Origin of the sequence: Anabaena sp. WA102 (genome assembly GCF_001277295.1) — a bacterium.
GTDB lineage: Bacteria > Cyanobacteriota > Cyanobacteriia > Cyanobacteriales > Nostocaceae > Dolichospermum > Dolichospermum heterosporum.
In genome coordinates this window covers 3507564-3526389 of record NZ_CP011456.1, presented here as the reverse complement: position 1 = coordinate 3526389, position 18826 = coordinate 3507564, and the positions used below count along the sequence as shown (strand labels likewise).

Genomic DNA, 18826 nt, shown 5'->3' with positions numbered 1-18826 from the left:
ATTAAATAAAAAACTTTAGTGCTTCCAGATTATCCAACCGAGCAGAAACTTGTAATTCTTTAGGAATAAAAATTTCTGGACTGAGTAAATAAAATTTACCGATTCCTGCGGCTTTAGCAGCTTGCATATCCGATATTCTATCACCAATTAGGATTGAGCTTTGCAAGTCTATAGGATATTTCTGACAAGCTTGTTCAATCATTCCTGGTAACGGTTTACGACATCGGCAGTTTTGACGGTAATTAGATATAGTTGATTGGGGATGATGTGGGCAGTAAAACACATCCAGTATTGTTATATCTTGGTTATTAAATTGCTCATACATCCAGACAGTAAGACTTAAAAAATCTTGTTCAGAATAGTAACCACGAGCAATACCTGATTGATTTGTGATCACAATTAGCTTATAACCTAAATCTTGTAGTAGACGACAAGTAGCAAAAATGCCATCATTAAATTCAAACTGCTCACATCTAAAAACATAGTGATGATCAATATTAATTACTCCATCTCGATCAAGAAAAGCCACTTTAATCACTGGTAATTATTCTCCTTTAGATTCAGATCCCCGACTTCTGATATCATCTGATAATTTATGGTGATGATCACAGAAGAATTCGGGGATTTTTTTCTTATTTTAACATTTCCTCAACTTTGTTCATGATGCCAATAGTATCAATACCTTGATGGGGGAGTTGTTCCCAAATTCCGCTACAACCTTCTTGATGAGTTCCCATATAGGCATATTTGGGAGAAAACCCTCTTTCTAGTAACCATGAACCAAAACGGATACCTAAACCTGTACGCCGATTTAAGGATTCAACTACTAAAACAAAGGGTGTTGAACCAATTTTTGCCATGATTTCTTCATCTACTAGATTCAATGTGGATTTATTGATTAAACCGACATTAATTCCCTGTTTTTTCAGGCTTTCTACTACTTCTAAGGCGCGGTAAAGTACCTCTCCAAAGCTAACGATATAGCCGGCTGTTCCTTCTCGTATTACGTCATCTTTTCCAGGAATAAATGTATAACCATCTGCAAATAAAGGTTTACTATTTGTATCCAGAATATCGGGTACTGGGGAACGGCTAGAAAAGAGAAATCTTAACCCTGGTTGATCAAATACAGTTTCCACACAAGCTTTCATTTGATGTCCGTCGGCGGGATAATAGAGACGGGTTTGATAAGCGTCTTCTAAACCGTTATCGGCAAACATATTATTTAACCCAAAATGGCAGGTGTTATCTCCTAATTCATCTATCCCACTATGGGAAAATTGACAAAGAACGTTGGATTTATTAAGCCGTGCCATTGTAATTTCAGAAATACACATTTCCAAAAAGGCACTATAAGTGCTGAAAATGCCTTGTTTTCCTGCTTCCATGCCAAATCCTGCCGCCGCAGAGAAGTTTCCTCTTTCCATGATGCCGCCATGATAGAAAATCTCTGGATAGGCTTGACTAATTTTATTGATACCACAGGATTCTCCTAAATCACTGTCAATACACATTACCTTTTCTCGCCGTTCTGTGGGTGTCATTTGACTGAGAAGAGAGACAACGGTAGCATCAAAAATATGGCGTGTTTTGCTGCTAGAACCCGTAAAAGAGTAGGTATGTGTGAGGGGAATAACTTTTTTGAGGTAATTGACGGCTGATGTATGTCCGCGAGTTTCTAAATAGGCGATCGCTAACTCTGGTGATAGGGCATCATGTCCTAAAGGTGTGCCTTCTACTCCAACAATACCGGGAGTCATAGGACGTTTATTAATTACTGCTACTGGTCCATTAATAGTGACAGCTTGACAGAGACGAGTATATAAATCATCTAAATCTTCCCCTGCTCCAGTTAATACAGTTAATCCATGTCCAGCTAAAGTTTGACCGACGTTATAACCCTTGAGATAATCTGTTGGATATCCGCTACAGGTGGAATTGTTATCATCAATAATTAATTTGATATTGAGATTTTTAGCCACAGCTAAACGGGCGGCTTCGGCATTATTTCCTTCTTGCTGTGAACCATCTGAACCTAAACAGAATACTACTTGATGAGGATGTGCGATCGCTACTCCATTCACATAAGCCCAGAGGTGTCCTAATCTTCCCGAACTAAATTTTACACCAGGAGTGCGTCCTCGTTCTGGATGTGCAAGTAGTAATGAATAGGCTTCTCGATAATGCAGCAGATTTTCTGCATCAAGATCACCCTGTAAAGTTGCCATTAAATATTGTGTAGCAACGCGGTGTCCTGCTTCATCAAAGAAAATTGGCACAAATTTATCTGCTACTCCCCGAAAGAAAGCATCTAAAATCATCACTTCGGGAACTGTATCATAAGCTCCTCCTGTATGACCGCCCACACCTTTGGCTGCTGCTACAGCGGTAAAAAAAACAATAGTATCTCGACAAAGTTGAATATTAGCTTTCAGAATTTCTCTTTGTTCATTAGTCAAAGTTGAATTAGTCGGGTCTAACTTCAAAGACTTGTAAACATCCAAATCAATAGGAAAGCGAAGAGTTGTTAAAGTCATTTTTTTGTTCCTTTTGATTGTTGAAATTATATCTAGGGTAGGCATTGTACAAACAATACCTTGTCCACATTGAAAAAAGCCTTGATTCGTAGATGGGTTGCGCTGTCGTTTAAGCCAACAAAGCATAAAATGGCTAAGGTATTGATATAGGAATCCGGTTTGATTCTTGAATTTTCCTGCGTAGGAGGGCAAGAGGATTCCAGAATATTAAGGTGTACCGAGTTTTGTATGCCTACGCCACGCAAGCCATCAAAAATCAAATAGGAGTCCTATATATTTGACATTTAATCCTTGCCGTAAAATTTCAAACCATCCCAAATACCCATCACACCAGGATAAGGACTATGGTAAACATTATCCATTGTCTGAATTTTATCAACTAAGTTGGGATGAGAATTTCCCACAGCAATTCCCTTTAATCCTGTTTCAAATAGGGATAAATCATTGAGAGTATCTCCACAAGCTATGGTTTCATCTGCATTAAACTTTATTTCCTCCAAAAATTTCAAGAGAGTTGGTCCTTTAGAAACTCCTTTGGGCATGACATCAAAATAAAAATAGATATTATTATAAGATGAGATAATGCAATCAAATCCGGCATTGATTACTTTTTGGATGGTGTTAGGTTGCAATTTTTCAGAATCATAATAGTAAGATACACGATACTTAGGATTGACTGCCTGTAGTTTTAATCCTGGTTCATTTGCTAATAGGGTTTTAATTTTTTCGTTAGCATTATTCCATTGTTTAATTATCCAATATTGTACAGGATAAATTGGCTCAAATGTTTCACCATGTACAATAGTTGTTCCCACATCACCAATGATATAGTCAGGTTTAGGAATATGAGGATTTTCTATTAATAAGTTGCTGATCCAGTCCAGTTCTCTGCCGGTGACATATACTAAAAGTAGGCGATCGCGTTGTTTTTCAATATATTGATAAAATTCAGATTGTTGTTGTTGAGAACCACCTAAAAAAGTGCCGTCTAAATCAGTTGCTAAAAGTAGTGATTGTTGATATTTCATGACTTAATTAACCAATAATTAATCCGCTACGGGGTGGAAGTTTAAAGTTAATAAATTCGGCTTCTTTAGTCCAGTTTTCTTGACTGGAATGATATGTAAATAATGTTTGTTTGAGTTGATTTTGCCATGATGGTTGAATACTCGCCATTGCTATTTCATTACCAGCATTTACCGCAATTAATAAAATTTCTGTTTCTAACCTTCTAGCGAAAATATAAACTTGTCCTTGAGCGTACAAGGTATGATATTCACCTATTCTTAATGCTGGATGAGAAAGACGGAGTTTAATTAATTGACGATGATATTCAAGAATATCTTGATCCCACTGTTTTTTATCAGGAAATCCTTTACGACATTCTGGATCATAACCACCGTTTAAACCGACTTCATCGCCGTAATATATGCAAGGTGCGCCAGGAAAAGTAAATAATAGTAATGTTGCTAAATATAAACTGGGGCGATCGCCTCCAGCTACATCAATTAACCTAGCTGTATCATGATTATTAATACCATTAAGTTGAGTTAATTGAATTTCCCAAGGATAAAGTTGCAGTAATTGATTAATTTCCTCCCCATATTTAGCCGCATCCGCAGGTGGTGGTGGTGCATATTCAGCAAAATGACCTTTTACCTGGCGATCGCCTACAACAAAAGCAGTGGTAGCATTAAGAAAGGGCAAACTTGACACACCATCAAATTGCGTCCCATCTAACCACTCACTGGCATACAGGGGAATTTCGCCTACAATATATGCTTCTGGATTAATTGCTTTAATTCGTTCCCGAAACTCTTGCCAAAAACCAGGAGTTTTAATGTAATCTGCTGAATCTAAACGCCAACCATCTGCACCACGTTTAATCCAATATTCACCTATACGCATAATATATTCGCGCACTCCTGAATTATTAGTGTTAAATTCGGGTAAAGCACGAAGATCACACCATGAAGCATAATTAGCAGGACGAGAATTATCATAAGGTGAGATAGGCCAACCTGTAATTTTAAACCAATCTAACCAAGGAGAATTTTGTCCATTTTCGAGAATATCATTGAAAAAATAAAAGCCTCTACTAGCATGATTAAAAGTTCCATCTAAGATAAGTTTAATCTTACGATGATGAGCTTCTTTAAGGAGATTGGTAAATGCTTCTTCACCGCCTAATAAGGGATCAATTTGATAATAATCAAGAGTATGATAACGATGATTACTGGCAGATGTAAAAATAGGATTAAGGTAAATTGCATTAATACCTAAATCTTGTAAATAATCTAGTTTTTCAATTATTCCCCAAAGATTTCCGCCTTTATAACCATGAAATGTAGGAGTAGTATTCCAGTCTTCTAAAGGTATATTAAGTAACCACTTTTGTTCAGTGGGAATACTTCGAGAAAAGCGATCAGGAAATATTTGATAAAAAACGGCGTTTTTAACCCAATCAGGTGTATTAATCTTCGTATAGAAACTTGTCATGATCTCTGAAACATTAACCTCATCATTGTTGTTGATTATTCTTTACCGCGATACAACATCACCCAGATCTTCTGCCAACCTGAGCAGAACATTATAATACTTTTTAGAGTATGGTATGTGAATTATTGCAGGATATGTGCCAGTTAATTTGTTTAAGACAAATCCATTGTGTATGTCATACAGTTCTGGTAAAATTTCCCATTCCCCTGCTGTACACCAAAAAATATCACAGCAATAATCTAAGGTTACTGTTTCAGGATTTTCAAAACAGTATTTTCCATACAATCTTTGATCACTACCGTTTTCATGAAAATTCGGATAAGAAAGAATATTATCAATCATCTCACAGACATATTTTTTGTATCCCATGAAAGTCCCTGCGTTCAGATATTTATAATCATAGGGAACTTTAATGCTATCGTAAAAATCTTTGTATTCTTCGTACTGATGAGAGTACCATTTCTCTGCTGCAAATAATATCTTATAACCACCTTGAATAAATTTTTCATATATACTGTTAGCATTCTGTACATACAGAACATCAAAAGCATCAGTAACAAGAACTATTGTGTCATCTTTCACATCCTTTAGTTCCTTCAAAATCAAAGGAAGTCTTAGAGAATTGGCTGACCATTCGAGACCTTCACCTAGCACCTTAACGTCTATATTTTGTTTTTTAGCAGATCTCAAAAAGAGTTGTACCTTAGAAAAAGACACAGAGTTACAACAAGTATAAAATGCGATATTTGGGCTTTTCTTCATTTTGTGACAACCTTACCTCTTACAAAAAAATATTGTGGTTTGCTGATTATAGCTTAGAGGGTGTTTGAAAAGTCTACTAGAAGTCGCGGTTCATCTTGCACACAGACAAAACCCACGGAGGTGGGTTTGAAACCCTCGATTTTTCATTAGTCCACGCAGGTGGACTTTGCTTGTGTAGTAGTGAATTATATTCGCCCAAAACTTTTCAAACATCCTCTTACATTCCTCGTGTTTTACCAATGAGGAATGAGAATTTAATTATGGAGAAGAATATCGGTTAATCATTTCTCCTTTATTTTGTAACAATTTATCAATCAATTGTTCAAATAGTTTATCTGTCACCATGATGCCTTTATGAGATTGATTTCTAAAAGATAAACACAAGTTAGCCGCATAAATAGGAGATTTCAAGGCTTTTGTATATAACTCGATAATCTCAGTTTTATCTTCTACAATTGCGTGCATTAGAATAGGACTAAAAAGCCCCATATTTGGAAAAAGAGGTAATTCCATAATCTCATAAAGTCTGCTTAAAAATTTCGTACTAACTGCTAATCTGGATAACCTTCCGGTCTGATTTTTCAAGATTGATTTAGTCGCATATATATAAAAGTCCAAAAAACTATTTTTTTGAGTAAAATAAACTAAGGAATTAGTGACTTTTTCAGTACAAAATAAAGTTCCCTCACCCAAATTTTGATCATCTTCTGTATCCAACCAAACTTCACGACAAACTAAATATTCTTCTGTCGTTTCAATGTTTAAATTATCGGGATCAAAAACTACTACATCAGCATCCATCCAAATAGTTTGCTCATATCCCTGTTCTAAAAATTTTTTCGCTATTTCTAATCTAGCTAAATCAGCAATAACGTTAATTTTACCTTGAGATTTATCTATATACCAATCGGGAACATAGTCAAAAAAGTTGTCTACTCTTCGGTAGTCAAAGCCTTTTAATTCTGCCCAATCTTTGACTGTTTGCATACAAGTTTCCAGCCAATTTGGTGTTTCATTTCCCCGATAGGATTGATAAACAATGGTTTTCATATCAATTATTCTCTGTAAAATTCAAAATATTTTAATCCTTCTAAAATGCCATTTGCAAAGTGACTTTTTGCCAGATAGCGATTCCCTGGTGGGGAATTTTCATGCCAATCTAATATTTTTGGTTGGGCATTACCAACGATAATAGCGGGACAAAGCATATTTTCAAACATAGATAGATCATTACCTGAATCTCCGCAAATAAGAGTTTGTTCATTAGTAAAACCTAACCGTTGTTGCAGAAAAAGAGCAGATGCAGCTTTATTTGCTAATGCTGGTAAGATATCTAAAAATGCACCCCCAAAGTTATCTATCATTTGTACTGCTAAACCATGATTTTGCCAAATAGCTTTTAATCGCGGAAGTGTTACTGATAATCCTTTAGTATTAGTATAATAACTAACCTTAAAATCCGTTTGTTCTAAGGGAGATTGGGGGACTAGGCAAGGAAATCGGCTGGTTATTTCTATTACTTGTTCTCTATCCCAACCCAGGGAGATTTTGTTTGTCCACTCAGAATCGGGGGTTTCACTGCCTGGGTAGTAAATTTCTGTACCCGTTGCCAGGACGAGTATATCAGGTTCTAAGAGTTCTTTTTGAGCGATCAGTTGTTGATAGAGCGGGAGAGATCGCCCTGTGGTGTAACAGATAACTGTACCGTCAATACGGCGCTGTTTACTTAACCACTGATTTAATTTCTCTAAAGCTAGATCATCACCAACTAAAGTGTGATCTAAATCAGTCACAAATAAAAATTTTGCCACCTTTATGAAGCGATTGACGGTAAAATATTTAACGCTGGCTATGAAAATCATACCTTGATGGAAATTGCCGAGATGACCCGTCAAGTAGTGGGAGAATCTGTAGAAATTATGACTACACCCACCGACGATCTGCGTTCATACCATATTTCTTCAGAAAAAATTAAGCAAGAACTGGGATTTGTCCCTGCACATACTATAAAGGAAGCGATCGAAGATTTAGCTTCAGCATTTAAAGCTAATCAGATTCCCAATTCTCTCACAGATACTCGTTACTATAACGTGAAAGTAATGAAAGAAATTAATTTCAAGTAATATCTACCCCCGCCATCATTGATGATTTGGCGGGGTTTAAATTATCTCACTCAAAGCAACCCCTAATCAGCTTCAGTAAACATCGCAACTAAGCGATTCGCCGGTTCAGCCATCGCCACATACAAAGTTGTGGGAAAAGACCAATTATTACTAGGCTTATTGGGGTTTAGATAAAAGTTACATAAACCTTCGACAAACTGTTTCATCTTAGATATGTCATAACCCCATGCTTTTAATGATGGTAAAACTTCCGTTTCTACTATTGTTAATAATTCATCTCGGTTGCTAGTTACTCTCATGGCATTAAAAATAGTCCATGCCATTTCTAATGCTTCCAGAGTACCATCATTACCTCCTTGATAAAACCATTCAATATCAAAATCAATCATTCGCACATTTCCCTGGGTATCAATCATTTCATTCCCAGTCCAGCGATCAGCATAAATAATTCCCTGTCTGTGAGCTAAATTCATTTCTTGTAGAACCTTCGGCAAAAACTTGACTTCTCCAGTTTCTAGAAATTCCAACAAAGTTTTCCCTGTTACATATTCAATCAGCATCCAATCTTGATCTGCATGGATTAATTTAGGAACTGGTAAGCCGACAGCTAATGCCCGTTTGATAAAATCAACTTCATCTCCAATATTTCTGAGTTTAAAAGAACCGCCATTTTGGATAAAGCCAGTGGCTTCATACATATACTGCATATAAGCATCACCAGCTTCAGTGGAAATATCCCGTCTGGCACGAAAAACGCAGCGATCTGTGGCTGTTGTAATCAATAAGATATGATTAAATAATCCTTCTGATTGGGGTTTTTCTATTGTTGCTGTTTTACCTCCAGGTAAATAAGCTAAAGCACTTTCCAATCCCTGAGCGATATTTGTTGGTAGTGTATTCTTTAAATTTTCTGAAATTGAATTTTTCATTAGCTTTAACCAATACTTAATTTTAAACTAATTGCTAAGAAATCAAAAAACTCAGCCAGAATTTGATCATAGTGAGAGGCAAATTCAAGCTGATTAATTTCCTCTCGACTAAAATAGGCTAATTTTTGTCCTTCGTGTAGGGTTATTTGAGAAATATCTAAATCCAGCCGAGTCCAAAAAATGTGTTCATCACACTCTTCCCAAAAATAAGACTTGAAAAAATTAACTTCATCGAGTTTTAGTTCCAATTCTTCAACTAATTCTCTACGAATAGCTGCTTCTGGAGATTCATTTTTCTCTATATATCCTCCCAGGAATGCCCAAGTATTAGGAAAAGGAATAGAGCTTTTATTATCTCGAAGTACAAGTAAAACTTGCTGCTGACTGTTGAGAATAATTATGTCAGCCCCTGGTGCTTCTCTCATTTCAAATTTCATTTTTAATAGTTGTCAAAAAAACTGCATTAGCCTCAGTATCACTACTCAAAGACTTTGGCAAATAAACTAACATTGTCACCATTTTGGCAAACATAAATAATATAATGGATAGCCATAAAAGATAGTTGTTGTGAAAATACCAAGCTGCTATAACTGATGGGATAAATCCCAAACTAGCAGAGATCAAACTGACATTACGAACAATTTTCCCTTCGGCTAATCCTAAGAAATATCCTTCCAGCATTGAGGCAACAGAATTGAATATAAGTATGAAGCATAAACACCAAATATAGGTATCAATATGTTCAGTAATTTCCCTATGGTTGGTTAATATGCCAAAGACAGCCTGGGGAAAGAAAACACAAATTGTAGCTACAGTGAGTCCTATCAACAAGCTGCTGGCAACTGAAACTTTCAGCAAGGGTAACAATTTCTCTTTTGAATCTTTACCTTTCAAGTTTCCGCTTAAGGTTTCGGTAGCAAATCCCATTCCGTTAGTTAAGTAAACATTTAGATGTGTTATCTGTCCTAATAAAGAATTTTGGGTAAAGAGTATCGTTCCCATCATGGCACTTAGATTACTAAAAATAGTAAAGACAGACATCTCAGTTATAGTTCTAATCAAGATATCTCTATTGAGAGCCAACATAGTTTTCAACTCTGAAAAATCCATGATTTGTGGGCTAACTGCGCGGATTTCTTGCCACTGAACTTTCCGACTAGCTAAAAGGATGCCGATAAACAACATTAAGTATTGGCTAGATGCTTGAGATACTCCAGCCCCTACACTATTCCAACCCCATTGAATAATAAATAAGTAGTCTAAAATTATCTTGGCTGCATTGCCAATAACTGAAAGTACCACAACCTTACTATTCTCCTCTCGTCCCAGTAACCAACCAATGAGAACGAAGTTCAGTAAAACAGCAGGCGCTCCCCAAATGCGAGCATTGAAATAGTCAATGCCGGCAGCTTTAACATCAATATCAGCACTCAAGAGCGAAAAACCTACCTCTCGCAAAGGATACTGCAAAATTAACAGTACGATACCTAATCCCAAGGCGATTAAGCCATTGCGTAGTCCCACTAGCAGTGCAGCCTCTTGGTCATCTGCTCCCACAGCTTGAGCGGTTAACCCAGTGGTTCCCATACGTAAGAACTCAAGAATCAAATAGACGAGGTTAAACAAGATATTAGCTATGCAAACCCCTGCTAAGGCATCAATTTCTTGCAGATGACCCAAAAAAGCTACACTGATTAAACCCGCTAGAGGAATCATCAGGTTTGAAAGAATATTGGCGATCGCAAGACGGTAGAAACGAGGGAGAAAGTCATACTGTTCTGTTCGTGTTAAGTTCATGAGTTAATTCAGTATTTAGCTTACTGGTTGGATTTTAGACCGAGTTGAGTCGAGATATAGACGAATTTGTTACCCGCTTGAGTTCCTCGATTCTTAAGTCCTCATCAGCAGTAGAATTGTCAACAAAGGTATTTTCTTGCCCATAATTAACACTTCGGAGTGCAGGTTCTGGTATTTCAGTATCCGGTATTAAATTATCAACAAAGCCACTTATCCACCCATTATTACTACCTTGAAGCAGTGGTTTTCCTGAAACTGGATCTATCTGTGTGCCATTCCCAACAAACGCGCTCTGTAACGCGTTGTTAACAACTTCCTCTGCTGGTTCTGATGTTACCATAGCTGGTGTGCCATCCTCAACAGAATCTATTTGCCCCCCGTTATTGCCATTTGGGGTTGATGTTTCTGGTAAAACAGGGGATTGTTAATCGCCAAAAGCCTGAAACGACGGATTTTCGTTCATGCACATCATGGTTAATTTGTACAGTGCGTAAGTCCTAGTAACAATCTTTTTCCCCATAAATCTGGTTTTCCATAAATCTGGTTAGTTGGGTTTCTGGTTTCATATCTAGCATACTGGAAATTGGTGTAGGAAAATCTATTTGGTATAAAGCTAGTTCCCATTCAAACTAACTTTTTGAGCATTCAAACTAAATAGACTGTTGAGGAACTGTAAGATCCACCAATTTGATAGCCTCTACAATTTCCATAGGTGACAATTCCTCTACTGGTTTATTTTGGCTTGCTGCATAGCCAACAATCCCCTTGAGGGCATAAACCGATAAAACAGCAGTTCCCTTTAATTGCTCAGTATTAATGATATCAAGGGCATTTTGAATATCCATAAAATTCTGTTTAATTAATAATTTGAATAGGGGAATTATCCCTCTATATTCTAGCTTGCCTTGGGGTACAGTCGAGTTAAAACCATTAGTCATTAGTCATTAGTCATTAGTCATTAGTCATTAGTTATTAAATTATTTCCCCCTGACCTCTGCCTATTCCCTATTCCCTATTCCCTATTCCCTAACATTTGTTTGATTATAGGAGTTACGCATTGACAGAATAACAAAATAGTGAATTGATAAGTATAGGTCGTCTACTTACTAGGTATCGGACACTCAATCATTCTTGCTACACTCAACCATAATCCACTATAAATTCCAATCACGACGATAATTAAAGAAACTTAGTAGCAATTCTGAAAAAGTATGGTTCTGATTAATTCTCTGTCTATGCCATTCTCGCGCTATTTCCATAAGAATTTCGGAAAAACTGGGATAAATAGGTGATAATTTAGCCAAATACTGAATTTTCATATTTTGTGAGATTGCTAAACTAATTAAATTAATTAATTCTTCTGCTGCTATTCCCAATATAGAACATCCCAGAATTTTTCCATTTTCCAAAACTACTAATTTACAAACACCTGTAATTTCTCCTTGTATTTGTGCCGCCGTGGCTGTTTTAAAATATTGCTTAAAAACTAAAACCTGCTTTTGAGAATATTGGTTTTTAGCTTGTTTTTCTGTTAAACCAACTTGTGCTACCCTGGGCTGAGAATATATTCCCCAAGGAACAAATTCATAATTAACTTTTAGTTTGGGAAATAATAGGGCATTTTTTACAGCAATATTAGCTTCATAATTACCAATATTCTGAATATCATAACCACCTAGCACATCACCGCAAGCGTAAATCCGATGATTTGTAGTTTGTAATTTTTCATTGACAACCAAGCGGTATTGATGCCATTTTACTCCCACCGCTGGTAAATTCAAATACTCTAAATTTGGCTGTTGTCCAGCACAAATGAAAATTTCATCGGTTTCAATGGCTTGATTTCCAGCTTGTACCCATTTCTTATGATCTATTTGTCGGACTTGGGTAACTTGAGTTTGTGTTAAAATCCGTACACCATCAATTTCTAATTGTGCTGTTAGTAATTTGGCTATTTCTGCATCAAGACTAGGCAAAATGCTAGAATATTTGACTATTAATGTGACTTGACAACCAAATCTGGCTAAAACTTGGGCTATTTCTATACTTTGAGGAATACCACCAATTATCACCCAATTTTCGGGTAATGTGGTTTTTTCTAAAAATTGCCAAATATTAGCTAAAGTTAGATATTTAATAGTATCTAATCCTGAAATATTAGGAATTAATGGACGAGAACCATTAGCGAGTAAGTAAGTGCGACTATATAAGCGTCTTTCATTAACTGTAAAACTTAATTGAGGAGAAGACTGAAATTGACCATTACCAACAATAATATCAACTCCTTGGGCAGCTAAATTCGCCAAAGAATGTATTTGATTAATATTTTTGGCAACAGCATTTGCATAAAACATTCCTTTTTTCCAGTTCAGAAATTCCAGATTTAAGTGAATATTTTTTTCGTAAGTTCCTAGATTTACTAAATTATAATATTTCTGGGTAGTTTGACTAATTTCGCTAAGTATGTATTGATAATTTAAATTATAGTTATGAGTAAAATCTGCGCTGACAATCAAGGCAACTTTAGCGTGTAGCTGAGTAGCACTTAAAGCAGCTTGGTATCCAGCAATACTGCCACCAATAATAACGATATCGTAATCAATATTTGTCATTTGTCATTTGTCATTGGGTAATTTTATTCTTCCTTCTCCCTTCTTCCTTCTTCCTCCTGAACTTCTGATAGCGAAGCGTGGCGTTAGCCATACTTCTGAATGGGCGCAGGCCCTGCGCCCCTACCTCCTGAACTCCTGCTAAGTAATGGGACAGAATTAATTACACAATTGATTTTTCTGTTCCCTGTTCCCTGTTCCCAGTTAAGAGTTCCCTGTTCCCTCTCTCAACGAGTGAATTTAATTTTGTCCGACTAAGTAGGTGAACACAATAAAACCAAACTGTGTAAAGAAATGTAAAATCGCCTAAACCCTCTTCACTCTTGCCTCTTGCCTCTTGCCTTTTGCCTTGCCATAACGACAATTTTCAACGCCAACCTACTTACTTATTGATTTTGAATTGTTTCAAGTGCTGTTAATAGGCATTGATTATCAGCTTTTGTACGGACTGCGACACGGAAAAAGCGATCGCCTAATTCTTTAAAACTTAAGCAATCACGAATTAAAATCTGGTGTTGCCGAAGCAAATTTTGTTGTAACTGGGAAGTAGGTCGTTGAGATTCTACCAATAGGTAGTTAACAGAGCCTTCTATGGGTGTTAAACCAGGAATTGAGGCTAGACCTTGAAATAGTTGATTTCTCGCCCCTGGCAGCCATTTCCAGGTGAGATTTTGAAATTCTGTATCTTCGAGGGCGGCGATCGCTGCGGCGGCTGCTAAAGTATTCACAGGCCAAGGATCTCGCCATGATTTCCACTTAGCTAAACGTTGAGGGTGAGCGATCGCATATCCTAATCTTAACCCTGGTAAACTGTAAAATTTGGTGAGCGATCGTAAAATCACCAAATTCTCGTATTCCTGCACCAACCCAATTAAACTTTGTTCCGCTTCCGGCGGCAAAAAATCCATAAACGCTTCATCTACCACCACCAAAGCAAACTTTTTCAAATACGGTAAAACAGATTCCCGTGAGAATAACTTTCCCGTTGGATTATGGGGATTATTCAGCAATAACCCAAAACCTGAAGTCTTCAGCCCGAAATCTGGCAATAGAGAAATATTCCCTTTCCCCGTTGCCAAATCCACAGGAAACTCCAGAACTTTAGCATTATCAACCGCAAGAGTGCGGTAATAGTCGCCAAAAGCTGGAGTTAGTACAACCGTTGCTGCTAATTGTGCTAATTCTCTACCCACCAAAGTTAATAGTTCTGCTGAACCATTACCCGGCAAAATCCACTCAGTAGGTAATTCATGAAAATGACTCAGAGCAAGTCGTAATTCACCATACTCTGGGTCAGGATAATTCCTCAAACTACCTAGTTGAGACACAATCGCCGTAATCACACTATTTGGTGGTCCCAACGGGCTGATACTGGCAGAGAAATCCACAATAGCATCAGGGGAACAGCCAGCCAGTGCTGCTGCCCAAGCCAAATTTCCCCCGTGTGCTTGTTGTGGCATCAAAAATATCTTTCCTATAACCGAACTTATTCTTTTGGCTCTTTTGGGGGTGCTACTCTTTCTCTAAACAGTTTTCCAGCAGAGAAAGCGGGAACTCTGGTAGCGGGAATTTCCATTTTTTCATTCGTTTTGGGGTTACGTCCTTCACGGGCCTTGCGTTCCCGTGATTCAAACGAACCAAATCCCACCAATGTTACTTTATCACCGGAAGAAACCGCTTCCACAATAGTTTCGATGGCAGCACTCAAAACTTGGTCAGCCTGTTTCTTGGTAACGTTAGCCTTTTCAGCTACTGCATCAACTAATTCGCCTTTGTTCATGTTAAACTCCTAAAGTTTTATCAGAGATTATTTCTCAAGATGCACCATTAAAGCATCTTTACCTAAATCTCTGTTTGTAGAAATACAAAAATCGTTCCCTGAGAGTATTTACACTCAAAACCGCTGCAAATACGATTGACTTGACTTTTCAATGAATCATTCTAAGGTGTTGTAGCCCGAAGTGGATAGATGAAACTATTAATTTATATAGATTTCAGGATTTTTTTTCTTTTTTACCTCTTTCTTGTAATTAAAATACCCTATTTTTTAGAAATAAATACTTAGTTGTCATTGGTCATTGGTCATTGGTCATTGGTCATTGGTCATTGGTCATTGGTCATTGGTCATTTCCCTCTGCTCCCTGCCCCCTGCTCCCTGCTCCCTGTCCCCTGCTCCCTGCCCCCTGTCCCCTGCTCCCTGCTCCCTGCTCCCTGCTCCCTGCCCCTTACCTCTGGCTTTCAGAACTCTGCGGAGTCGGTCAGGACTCAAGTAAACTTGTCGCTCGGATGCTAGTTTTTTGGCTAGTTGTTTGGAGTTATAAGTCTGAGGTTCTTCAAATAGACAGTTTTCTAGATACTCTAAATCATTTTCCGAATAGCGAGGTTTTCCGCCTCGACCTGGAGCATCCCATAATCCGGCTAAACCCATTTTTCGCCACCGATGTAGGGTCTGACGGACTGTAGAAACTGCCCAGTTTAAGCCTTGAGCAATTTGTTCGTTATTTAATCCACGAGCATTCAACAGTAGAACTTGAGCGCGGTCTTTTGTCCGTTGAGGAACATCCTTAGCCTTTCTCAACTCTTCTAAAGTTAACTTTTCTTCATCACTTAAAAAAATTTTCAGTCGGCATCCCATAATCCTTTTGATCTGATTAATGTATTTGGTATATTGATGTGTATTTTGGGAGGTATATTTGTCAATACTACCTATGCTAACCCATTATTTCTATGTTTTGTCAAGACTTTATGGGCTTTAGTGTAATTGTAAATATTCTTTAATTTCGTTGAGCATATCAGTATACAATAATAATTCAGGAGTCAGGAGTAAAAATGGCTTGCTATTTTGAAAATATACTAAAAGATAAATTTTCTTTGTGAGGGTGGGATCTACCTGTTTAATTTCTGTTAATAAATCGTCAATTGTCCAAGCAACACAATGACTTTTAGCTTGTCCCGCAATAATCACCGCATCATATTCTAAAAGTTGTTTAATTAAATTTGTGTTTTTTTGTCCAATTGGCTGATTATCAAATCCTGTTAAAACTTCGGGGCGTAAAATAGAATAATTTTCTGTTAACGGATTTTCCCCTTTTAATTCAAATTGGGTTTGACTTTGACGGGCGATACTATGAAAAAATATTGCTTCTTCTACTGATGCAACCAAAGCATGACCAATTCCACCTAACATGGAATGATAAGGCCACACTGTTAACGGGTATTTTCCATCTTGGCTAAGTTGTTGAACATAATGAAAAGCCTGTTTTGCTAACAAGTCATCATCACCATTATTGAGACTATTAGCAACCGCTGGATTAACTTGCCAAATACCGTTTTCAATATCTGTGGGTGTAATGTTGGTTGCGGCAGGTATTGGGTGTTCTCCTTGGGAATTTACCCAGAATATAGGATGAAAGATTTGCATGGCTGTGTGAGTATCCAGTGTGGGAATAATTTTGGTAATTATTCCCAAGTTGCGATAAATAAATTCGCACAGTCTTTGATTATCTTCAACTGCACCAATTCCAGTTTTTCCGCCTACAAATAATTCAAAATAGGGAATGCAAAAGGTATTTTGGACATCTATTAATAATAAGTAGGTGAACACAATAAAACCAAACTGTGTAAAGAAACGTAAAATCGCCCAAACCCTCTTCACTCTTGCCTCTTGCCTCTTGCCTTTTGCCTTGCCATAACGACAATTTTCAACGCCAACCTACTTAGACAAATGCGGTTTTTATCTAAAGCTGCTGATGGAATGTTTTGTTGTTTGGCATAAGTTTCAGATTCAGCAGCACGTTGTTGATAAGGTACACGCCAAACTTCACCGACTTTTGCAGCGTTAAAGTGGGAGGGAATTGGTAATTGGGGCATATTCTGGGCATTCATCATGAAAATACGCTTGAGTTCTACGGATGATTTCTAATCCTTGTCTAATTTATAACCATCTGGAAAAGGAAGGACAGGTAGGCGATCGCCTCGTAATAATTCTTCACTTGCTTCACCCAGGCTGATTAATGCCTCGCTTGTAGCTTTCTGAGCTATAACTAATATCAGCATAGACACTGTACCAACTTGTAAAAGACAAGACGGAGAAACTGTGAATGCAATCAAATTTAATCCAGATTGGGAAAATAACTGTTGGTTTACGGATGGCATTGTAATTCTTAGTAATTAGTACACAAGTAAAATAGGCAAAAAAGTCAATTTTCAGTTCAGGAGCGAGAATTTATCAAAGTGCAACAACATCAGAGCTATGCCTACGGTATATTACATCAATGTTAACAACAGAAATATCCAGCAATCTAAGCTTAGACCCATCCCCAAAAAGGACGGTAAAACCCGGATTCTCAAAGTCCCCACTATTGCGGATAGGCCTTAAACGGCAAAACCATAAATGTGGTCATTGTGGTCTAAAAATGCTCAGTGATGAGAAGGTACATTTACATCATATAGATGGAAACCACCAAAACTGGAAAACTAAAAACCTTCTAGCAATTCACTTTCATCTGCCACGATTATATTCACATGAGCAAAAGTGAAAGCTAAGAACATCGGGAGCCGTGTACACGGAAACGGGTACGCACGGATCTAACTGAGAGGGGCGAGGAATAATATCCTCCCTCGACTCAACCTGACGACCGTAGCGAGAATTAAACTTTGGGCATTACCTAAGTTTACTCTGTCCGCAGAATCTCAGCGGCTAAAGCCGCTGAGAGTGTCAACTAATTAAGTAGGTGAACACAATAAAACCAAACTGTGTAAAGAAACGTAAAATCGCCCAAACCCTCTTCACTCTTGCCTCTTGCATGAGTGCCTTTTGCCTTGCCATAACGACAATTTTCAACGCCAACCTACTTACCTTCTGGTTGCACCGAAGAAAGTGTTAAAATCGAACCAAATGATTTTTTCCGCCTGAAACCATGCGTGCGATTGAAACCACAGGTATCTTAAATAAACAAGGACAAATTCAGCTAGATAGTCCCCTTCCCCAAGACAAAGCCAGTCGGGTGCGTATTATCCTGCTAATGCCAGAGGAGGAGGATCTCAACGAACAAACCTGGTTAGATGCAATCTCAACCAACCCTAGCTTTGCTTTCCTGAACGATCCAGAAGAGGACATTTACACCCTCGAAGATGGGCAACCTGTAAACTATGAAAGGTAAGGTTGTTCTGATTCAGTTTCCTTTCGATGACCTATCTTCCAGTAAAGTCCGTCCTGCCTACTGTTTAACAGATGTGATCGGCATTTATCAGCACATCATTTTTGCACTCATCACCAGTCGCATTCCTCAAGCACCCCTCAACACAGATATTATTCTGCAACCGGAACATCCAGACTTCCTTAATAGTGGACTTCGGCAAGCATCAACCTTACGTCTCGATCACCTAGTAACCCTCCGTCAATCCCTAATTCGCCGTGAGTTAGGATCTTTCACATCAGAGACTCAAGCCTCAATTGCAGATGTTTTATGTCGTATTCTATGCTCTTAATGAAACTAGCGATAGCGAAGCGCTGCTGCAAGCAGTTCGCTCAAAATCAATTATCTTGTGCTTCCTTAACTGCGATTAAC

The 18826-nt window shown here is 37.7% G+C and carries 21 protein-coding genes and 2 pseudogenes; 4 read left to right on the top strand and 19 right to left on the bottom strand.

Annotated elements, in window-relative coordinates:
- Nucleotide 1 precedes the first annotated feature (1 nt).
- The 7 genes from gmhB to AA650_RS15225 form a co-directional block, all read right to left on the bottom strand.
- The gene (gene gmhB, locus AA650_RS15255; RefSeq protein WP_015078124.1) at nt 2-538 is read right to left on the bottom strand and encodes a D-glycero-beta-D-manno-heptose 1,7-bisphosphate 7-phosphatase; all 537 of its coding nucleotides are present in this window, start codon (nt 536-538) and stop codon (nt 2-4) included.
- Between the two features lie 94 nt (nt 539-632).
- Nucleotides 633-2537, bottom strand: a complete 1905-nt coding sequence (locus AA650_RS15250) for a transketolase C-terminal domain-containing protein (RefSeq protein ID WP_053539647.1) — start codon at nt 2535-2537, stop codon at nt 633-635.
- 284 nt (nt 2538-2821) lie between these two features.
- The gene (locus AA650_RS15245; protein WP_015078126.1) at nt 2822-3565 is read right to left on the bottom strand and encodes an HAD-IIB family hydrolase; all 744 of its coding nucleotides are present in this window, start codon (nt 3563-3565) and stop codon (nt 2822-2824) included.
- A 7-nt stretch (nt 3566-3572) separates the two neighbouring features.
- Nucleotides 3573-5036, bottom strand: coding sequence for a glycoside hydrolase family 13 protein (locus AA650_RS15240; protein WP_053539646.1), 1464 nt, complete (start codon nt 5034-5036; stop codon nt 3573-3575).
- 42 nt (nt 5037-5078) lie between these two features.
- The gene (locus AA650_RS15235; RefSeq protein WP_015078128.1) at nt 5079-5798 is read right to left on the bottom strand and encodes a glycosyltransferase domain-containing protein; all 720 of its coding nucleotides are present in this window, start codon (nt 5796-5798) and stop codon (nt 5079-5081) included.
- A gap of 258 nt (nt 5799-6056) precedes the next feature.
- On the bottom strand, nt 6057-6848 hold the full coding sequence (locus tag AA650_RS15230; protein WP_015078129.1) for a hypothetical protein: 792 nt from the start codon (nt 6846-6848) through the stop codon (nt 6057-6059).
- 5 nt (nt 6849-6853) lie between these two features.
- Nucleotides 6854-7591, bottom strand: coding sequence for a sucrose-phosphate phosphatase (locus tag AA650_RS15225; protein WP_234413197.1), 738 nt, complete (start codon nt 7589-7591; stop codon nt 6854-6856).
- 75 nt (nt 7592-7666) lie between these two features.
- Between AA650_RS15225 and AA650_RS15220 the strand changes: the two genes are divergently transcribed.
- A complete protein-coding gene (locus AA650_RS15220) occupies nt 7667-7921 on the top strand; it encodes an NAD(P)-dependent oxidoreductase (RefSeq protein ID WP_053539644.1) in 255 nt (84 codons plus the stop codon).
- Between the two features lie 62 nt (nt 7922-7983).
- Here AA650_RS15220 and AA650_RS15215 read toward each other — a convergent pair whose 3' ends face one another.
- The 12 genes and pseudogenes from AA650_RS15215 to AA650_RS15160 form a co-directional block, all read right to left on the bottom strand.
- Nucleotides 7984-8850 (bottom strand): hypothetical protein, encoded by an 867-nt coding sequence (locus AA650_RS15215; RefSeq protein ID WP_053539643.1) that lies wholly within the window; start codon nt 8848-8850, stop codon nt 7984-7986.
- A gap of 5 nt (nt 8851-8855) precedes the next feature.
- The gene (locus tag AA650_RS15210) at nt 8856-9287 is read right to left on the bottom strand and encodes an NUDIX hydrolase (RefSeq protein ID WP_228043877.1); all 432 of its coding nucleotides are present in this window, start codon (nt 9285-9287) and stop codon (nt 8856-8858) included.
- Entirely contained in the window at nt 9277-10647 is a 1371-nt protein-coding gene (gntT, locus tag AA650_RS15205) for a guanitoxin biosynthesis MATE family efflux transporter GntT (RefSeq protein WP_053539642.1), read from the bottom strand. The genes AA650_RS15210 and gntT overlap by 11 nt, the downstream gene beginning before the upstream one ends.
- Nucleotides 10648-10681: 34 nt before the next feature.
- The gene (locus tag AA650_RS15200) at nt 10682-10987 is read right to left on the bottom strand and encodes a hypothetical protein (protein ID WP_053539641.1); all 306 of its coding nucleotides are present in this window, start codon (nt 10985-10987) and stop codon (nt 10682-10684) included.
- Nucleotides 10988-11297: 310 nt separating this feature from the next.
- Nucleotides 11298-11585, bottom strand: a complete 288-nt coding sequence (locus AA650_RS15195; RefSeq protein ID WP_053539640.1) for a hypothetical protein — start codon at nt 11583-11585, stop codon at nt 11298-11300.
- Nucleotides 11586-11801: 216 nt separating this feature from the next.
- Nucleotides 11802-13259, bottom strand: a complete 1458-nt coding sequence (locus AA650_RS15190) for a dihydrolipoyl dehydrogenase family protein (protein ID WP_053539639.1) — start codon at nt 13257-13259, stop codon at nt 11802-11804.
- Between the two features lie 383 nt (nt 13260-13642).
- Entirely contained in the window at nt 13643-14716 is a 1074-nt protein-coding gene (gene cobD, locus AA650_RS15185) for a threonine-phosphate decarboxylase CobD (protein ID WP_053539638.1), read from the bottom strand.
- A gap of 26 nt (nt 14717-14742) precedes the next feature.
- Entirely contained in the window at nt 14743-15036 is a 294-nt protein-coding gene (locus tag AA650_RS15180; RefSeq protein ID WP_027401744.1) for an HU family DNA-binding protein, read from the bottom strand.
- Nucleotides 15037-15366: 330 nt separating this feature from the next.
- Nucleotides 15367-15891, bottom strand: a complete 525-nt coding sequence (locus tag AA650_RS28030; RefSeq protein ID WP_053539637.1) for a helix-turn-helix domain-containing protein — start codon at nt 15889-15891, stop codon at nt 15367-15369.
- Between the two features lie 117 nt (nt 15892-16008).
- Nucleotides 16009-16860, bottom strand: coding sequence for an isochorismatase (locus AA650_RS15170; protein WP_234413196.1), 852 nt, complete (start codon nt 16858-16860; stop codon nt 16009-16011).
- 110 nt (nt 16861-16970) lie between these two features.
- A pseudogene (locus tag AA650_RS15165) lies at nt 16971-17141 on the bottom strand (isochorismatase); the annotation flags it as partial.
- Nucleotides 17142-17174: 33 nt separating this feature from the next.
- Nucleotides 17175-17411 (bottom strand): hypothetical protein, encoded by a 237-nt coding sequence (locus AA650_RS15160; RefSeq protein WP_039202995.1) that lies wholly within the window; start codon nt 17409-17411, stop codon nt 17175-17177.
- A 218-nt stretch (nt 17412-17629) separates the two neighbouring features.
- Between AA650_RS15160 and AA650_RS29465 the strand changes: the two are divergent.
- From AA650_RS29465 to AA650_RS15150, 3 genes and pseudogenes are all read left to right on the top strand, one after another.
- Nucleotides 17630-17801, top strand: a pseudogene (locus AA650_RS29465) (HNH endonuclease); the annotation flags it as partial.
- A 374-nt stretch (nt 17802-18175) separates the two neighbouring features.
- Nucleotides 18176-18418 (top strand): hypothetical protein, encoded by a 243-nt coding sequence (locus AA650_RS15155; protein WP_053539635.1) that lies wholly within the window; start codon nt 18176-18178, stop codon nt 18416-18418.
- On the top strand, nt 18408-18746 hold the full coding sequence (locus AA650_RS15150; RefSeq protein WP_053539634.1) for a type II toxin-antitoxin system PemK/MazF family toxin: 339 nt from the start codon (nt 18408-18410) through the stop codon (nt 18744-18746). The genes AA650_RS15155 and AA650_RS15150 overlap by 11 nt, the downstream gene beginning before the upstream one ends.
- Nucleotides 18747-18826 lie beyond the last annotated feature (80 nt).

Excerpts from the sequence above, each read along its gene's own strand:
- AA650_RS15220 (WP_053539644.1), top strand. The coding sequence starts at position 7,667 with ATGGAAATTGCCGAGATGACCCGTCAAGTAGTGGGAGAATCTGTAGAA.
- gntT (WP_053539642.1), bottom strand. The coding sequence starts at position 10,647 with ATGAACTTAACACGAACAGAACAGTATGACTTTCTCCCTCGTTTCTAC.
- AA650_RS28030 (WP_053539637.1), bottom strand. The coding sequence starts at position 15,891 with ATGGGATGCCGACTGAAAATTTTTTTAAGTGATGAAGAAAAGTTAACT.
- AA650_RS15190 (WP_053539639.1), bottom strand. The coding sequence starts at position 13,259 with ATGACAAATATTGATTACGATATCGTTATTATTGGTGGCAGTATTGCT.
- cobD (WP_053539638.1), bottom strand. The coding sequence starts at position 14,716 with ATGCCACAACAAGCACACGGGGGAAATTTGGCTTGGGCAGCAGCACTG.
- AA650_RS15150 (WP_053539634.1), top strand. The coding sequence starts at position 18,408 with ATGAAAGGTAAGGTTGTTCTGATTCAGTTTCCTTTCGATGACCTATCT.
- AA650_RS15155 (WP_053539635.1), top strand. The coding sequence starts at position 18,176 with ATGCGTGCGATTGAAACCACAGGTATCTTAAATAAACAAGGACAAATT.
- AA650_RS15195 (WP_053539640.1), bottom strand. The coding sequence starts at position 11,585 with ATGACTAATGGTTTTAACTCGACTGTACCCCAAGGCAAGCTAGAATAT.
- AA650_RS15245 (WP_015078126.1), bottom strand. The coding sequence starts at position 3,565 with ATGAAATATCAACAATCACTACTTTTAGCAACTGATTTAGACGGCACT.
- AA650_RS15160 (WP_039202995.1), bottom strand. The coding sequence starts at position 17,411 with ATGCCATCCGTAAACCAACAGTTATTTTCCCAATCTGGATTAAATTTG.
- AA650_RS15240 (WP_053539646.1), bottom strand. The coding sequence starts at position 5,036 with ATGACAAGTTTCTATACGAAGATTAATACACCTGATTGGGTTAAAAAC.
- AA650_RS15215 (WP_053539643.1), bottom strand. The coding sequence starts at position 8,850 with ATGAAAAATTCAATTTCAGAAAATTTAAAGAATACACTACCAACAAAT.
- AA650_RS15180 (WP_027401744.1), bottom strand. The coding sequence starts at position 15,036 with ATGAACAAAGGCGAATTAGTTGATGCAGTAGCTGAAAAGGCTAACGTT.
- AA650_RS15250 (WP_053539647.1), bottom strand. The coding sequence starts at position 2,537 with ATGACTTTAACAACTCTTCGCTTTCCTATTGATTTGGATGTTTACAAG.
- AA650_RS15230 (WP_015078129.1), bottom strand. The coding sequence starts at position 6,848 with ATGAAAACCATTGTTTATCAATCCTATCGGGGAAATGAAACACCAAAT.
- AA650_RS15200 (WP_053539641.1), bottom strand. The coding sequence starts at position 10,987 with ATGGTAACATCAGAACCAGCAGAGGAAGTTGTTAACAACGCGTTACAG.
- AA650_RS15235 (WP_015078128.1), bottom strand. The coding sequence starts at position 5,798 with ATGAAGAAAAGCCCAAATATCGCATTTTATACTTGTTGTAACTCTGTG.
- AA650_RS15210 (WP_228043877.1), bottom strand. The coding sequence starts at position 9,287 with ATGAAATTTGAAATGAGAGAAGCACCAGGGGCTGACATAATTATTCTC.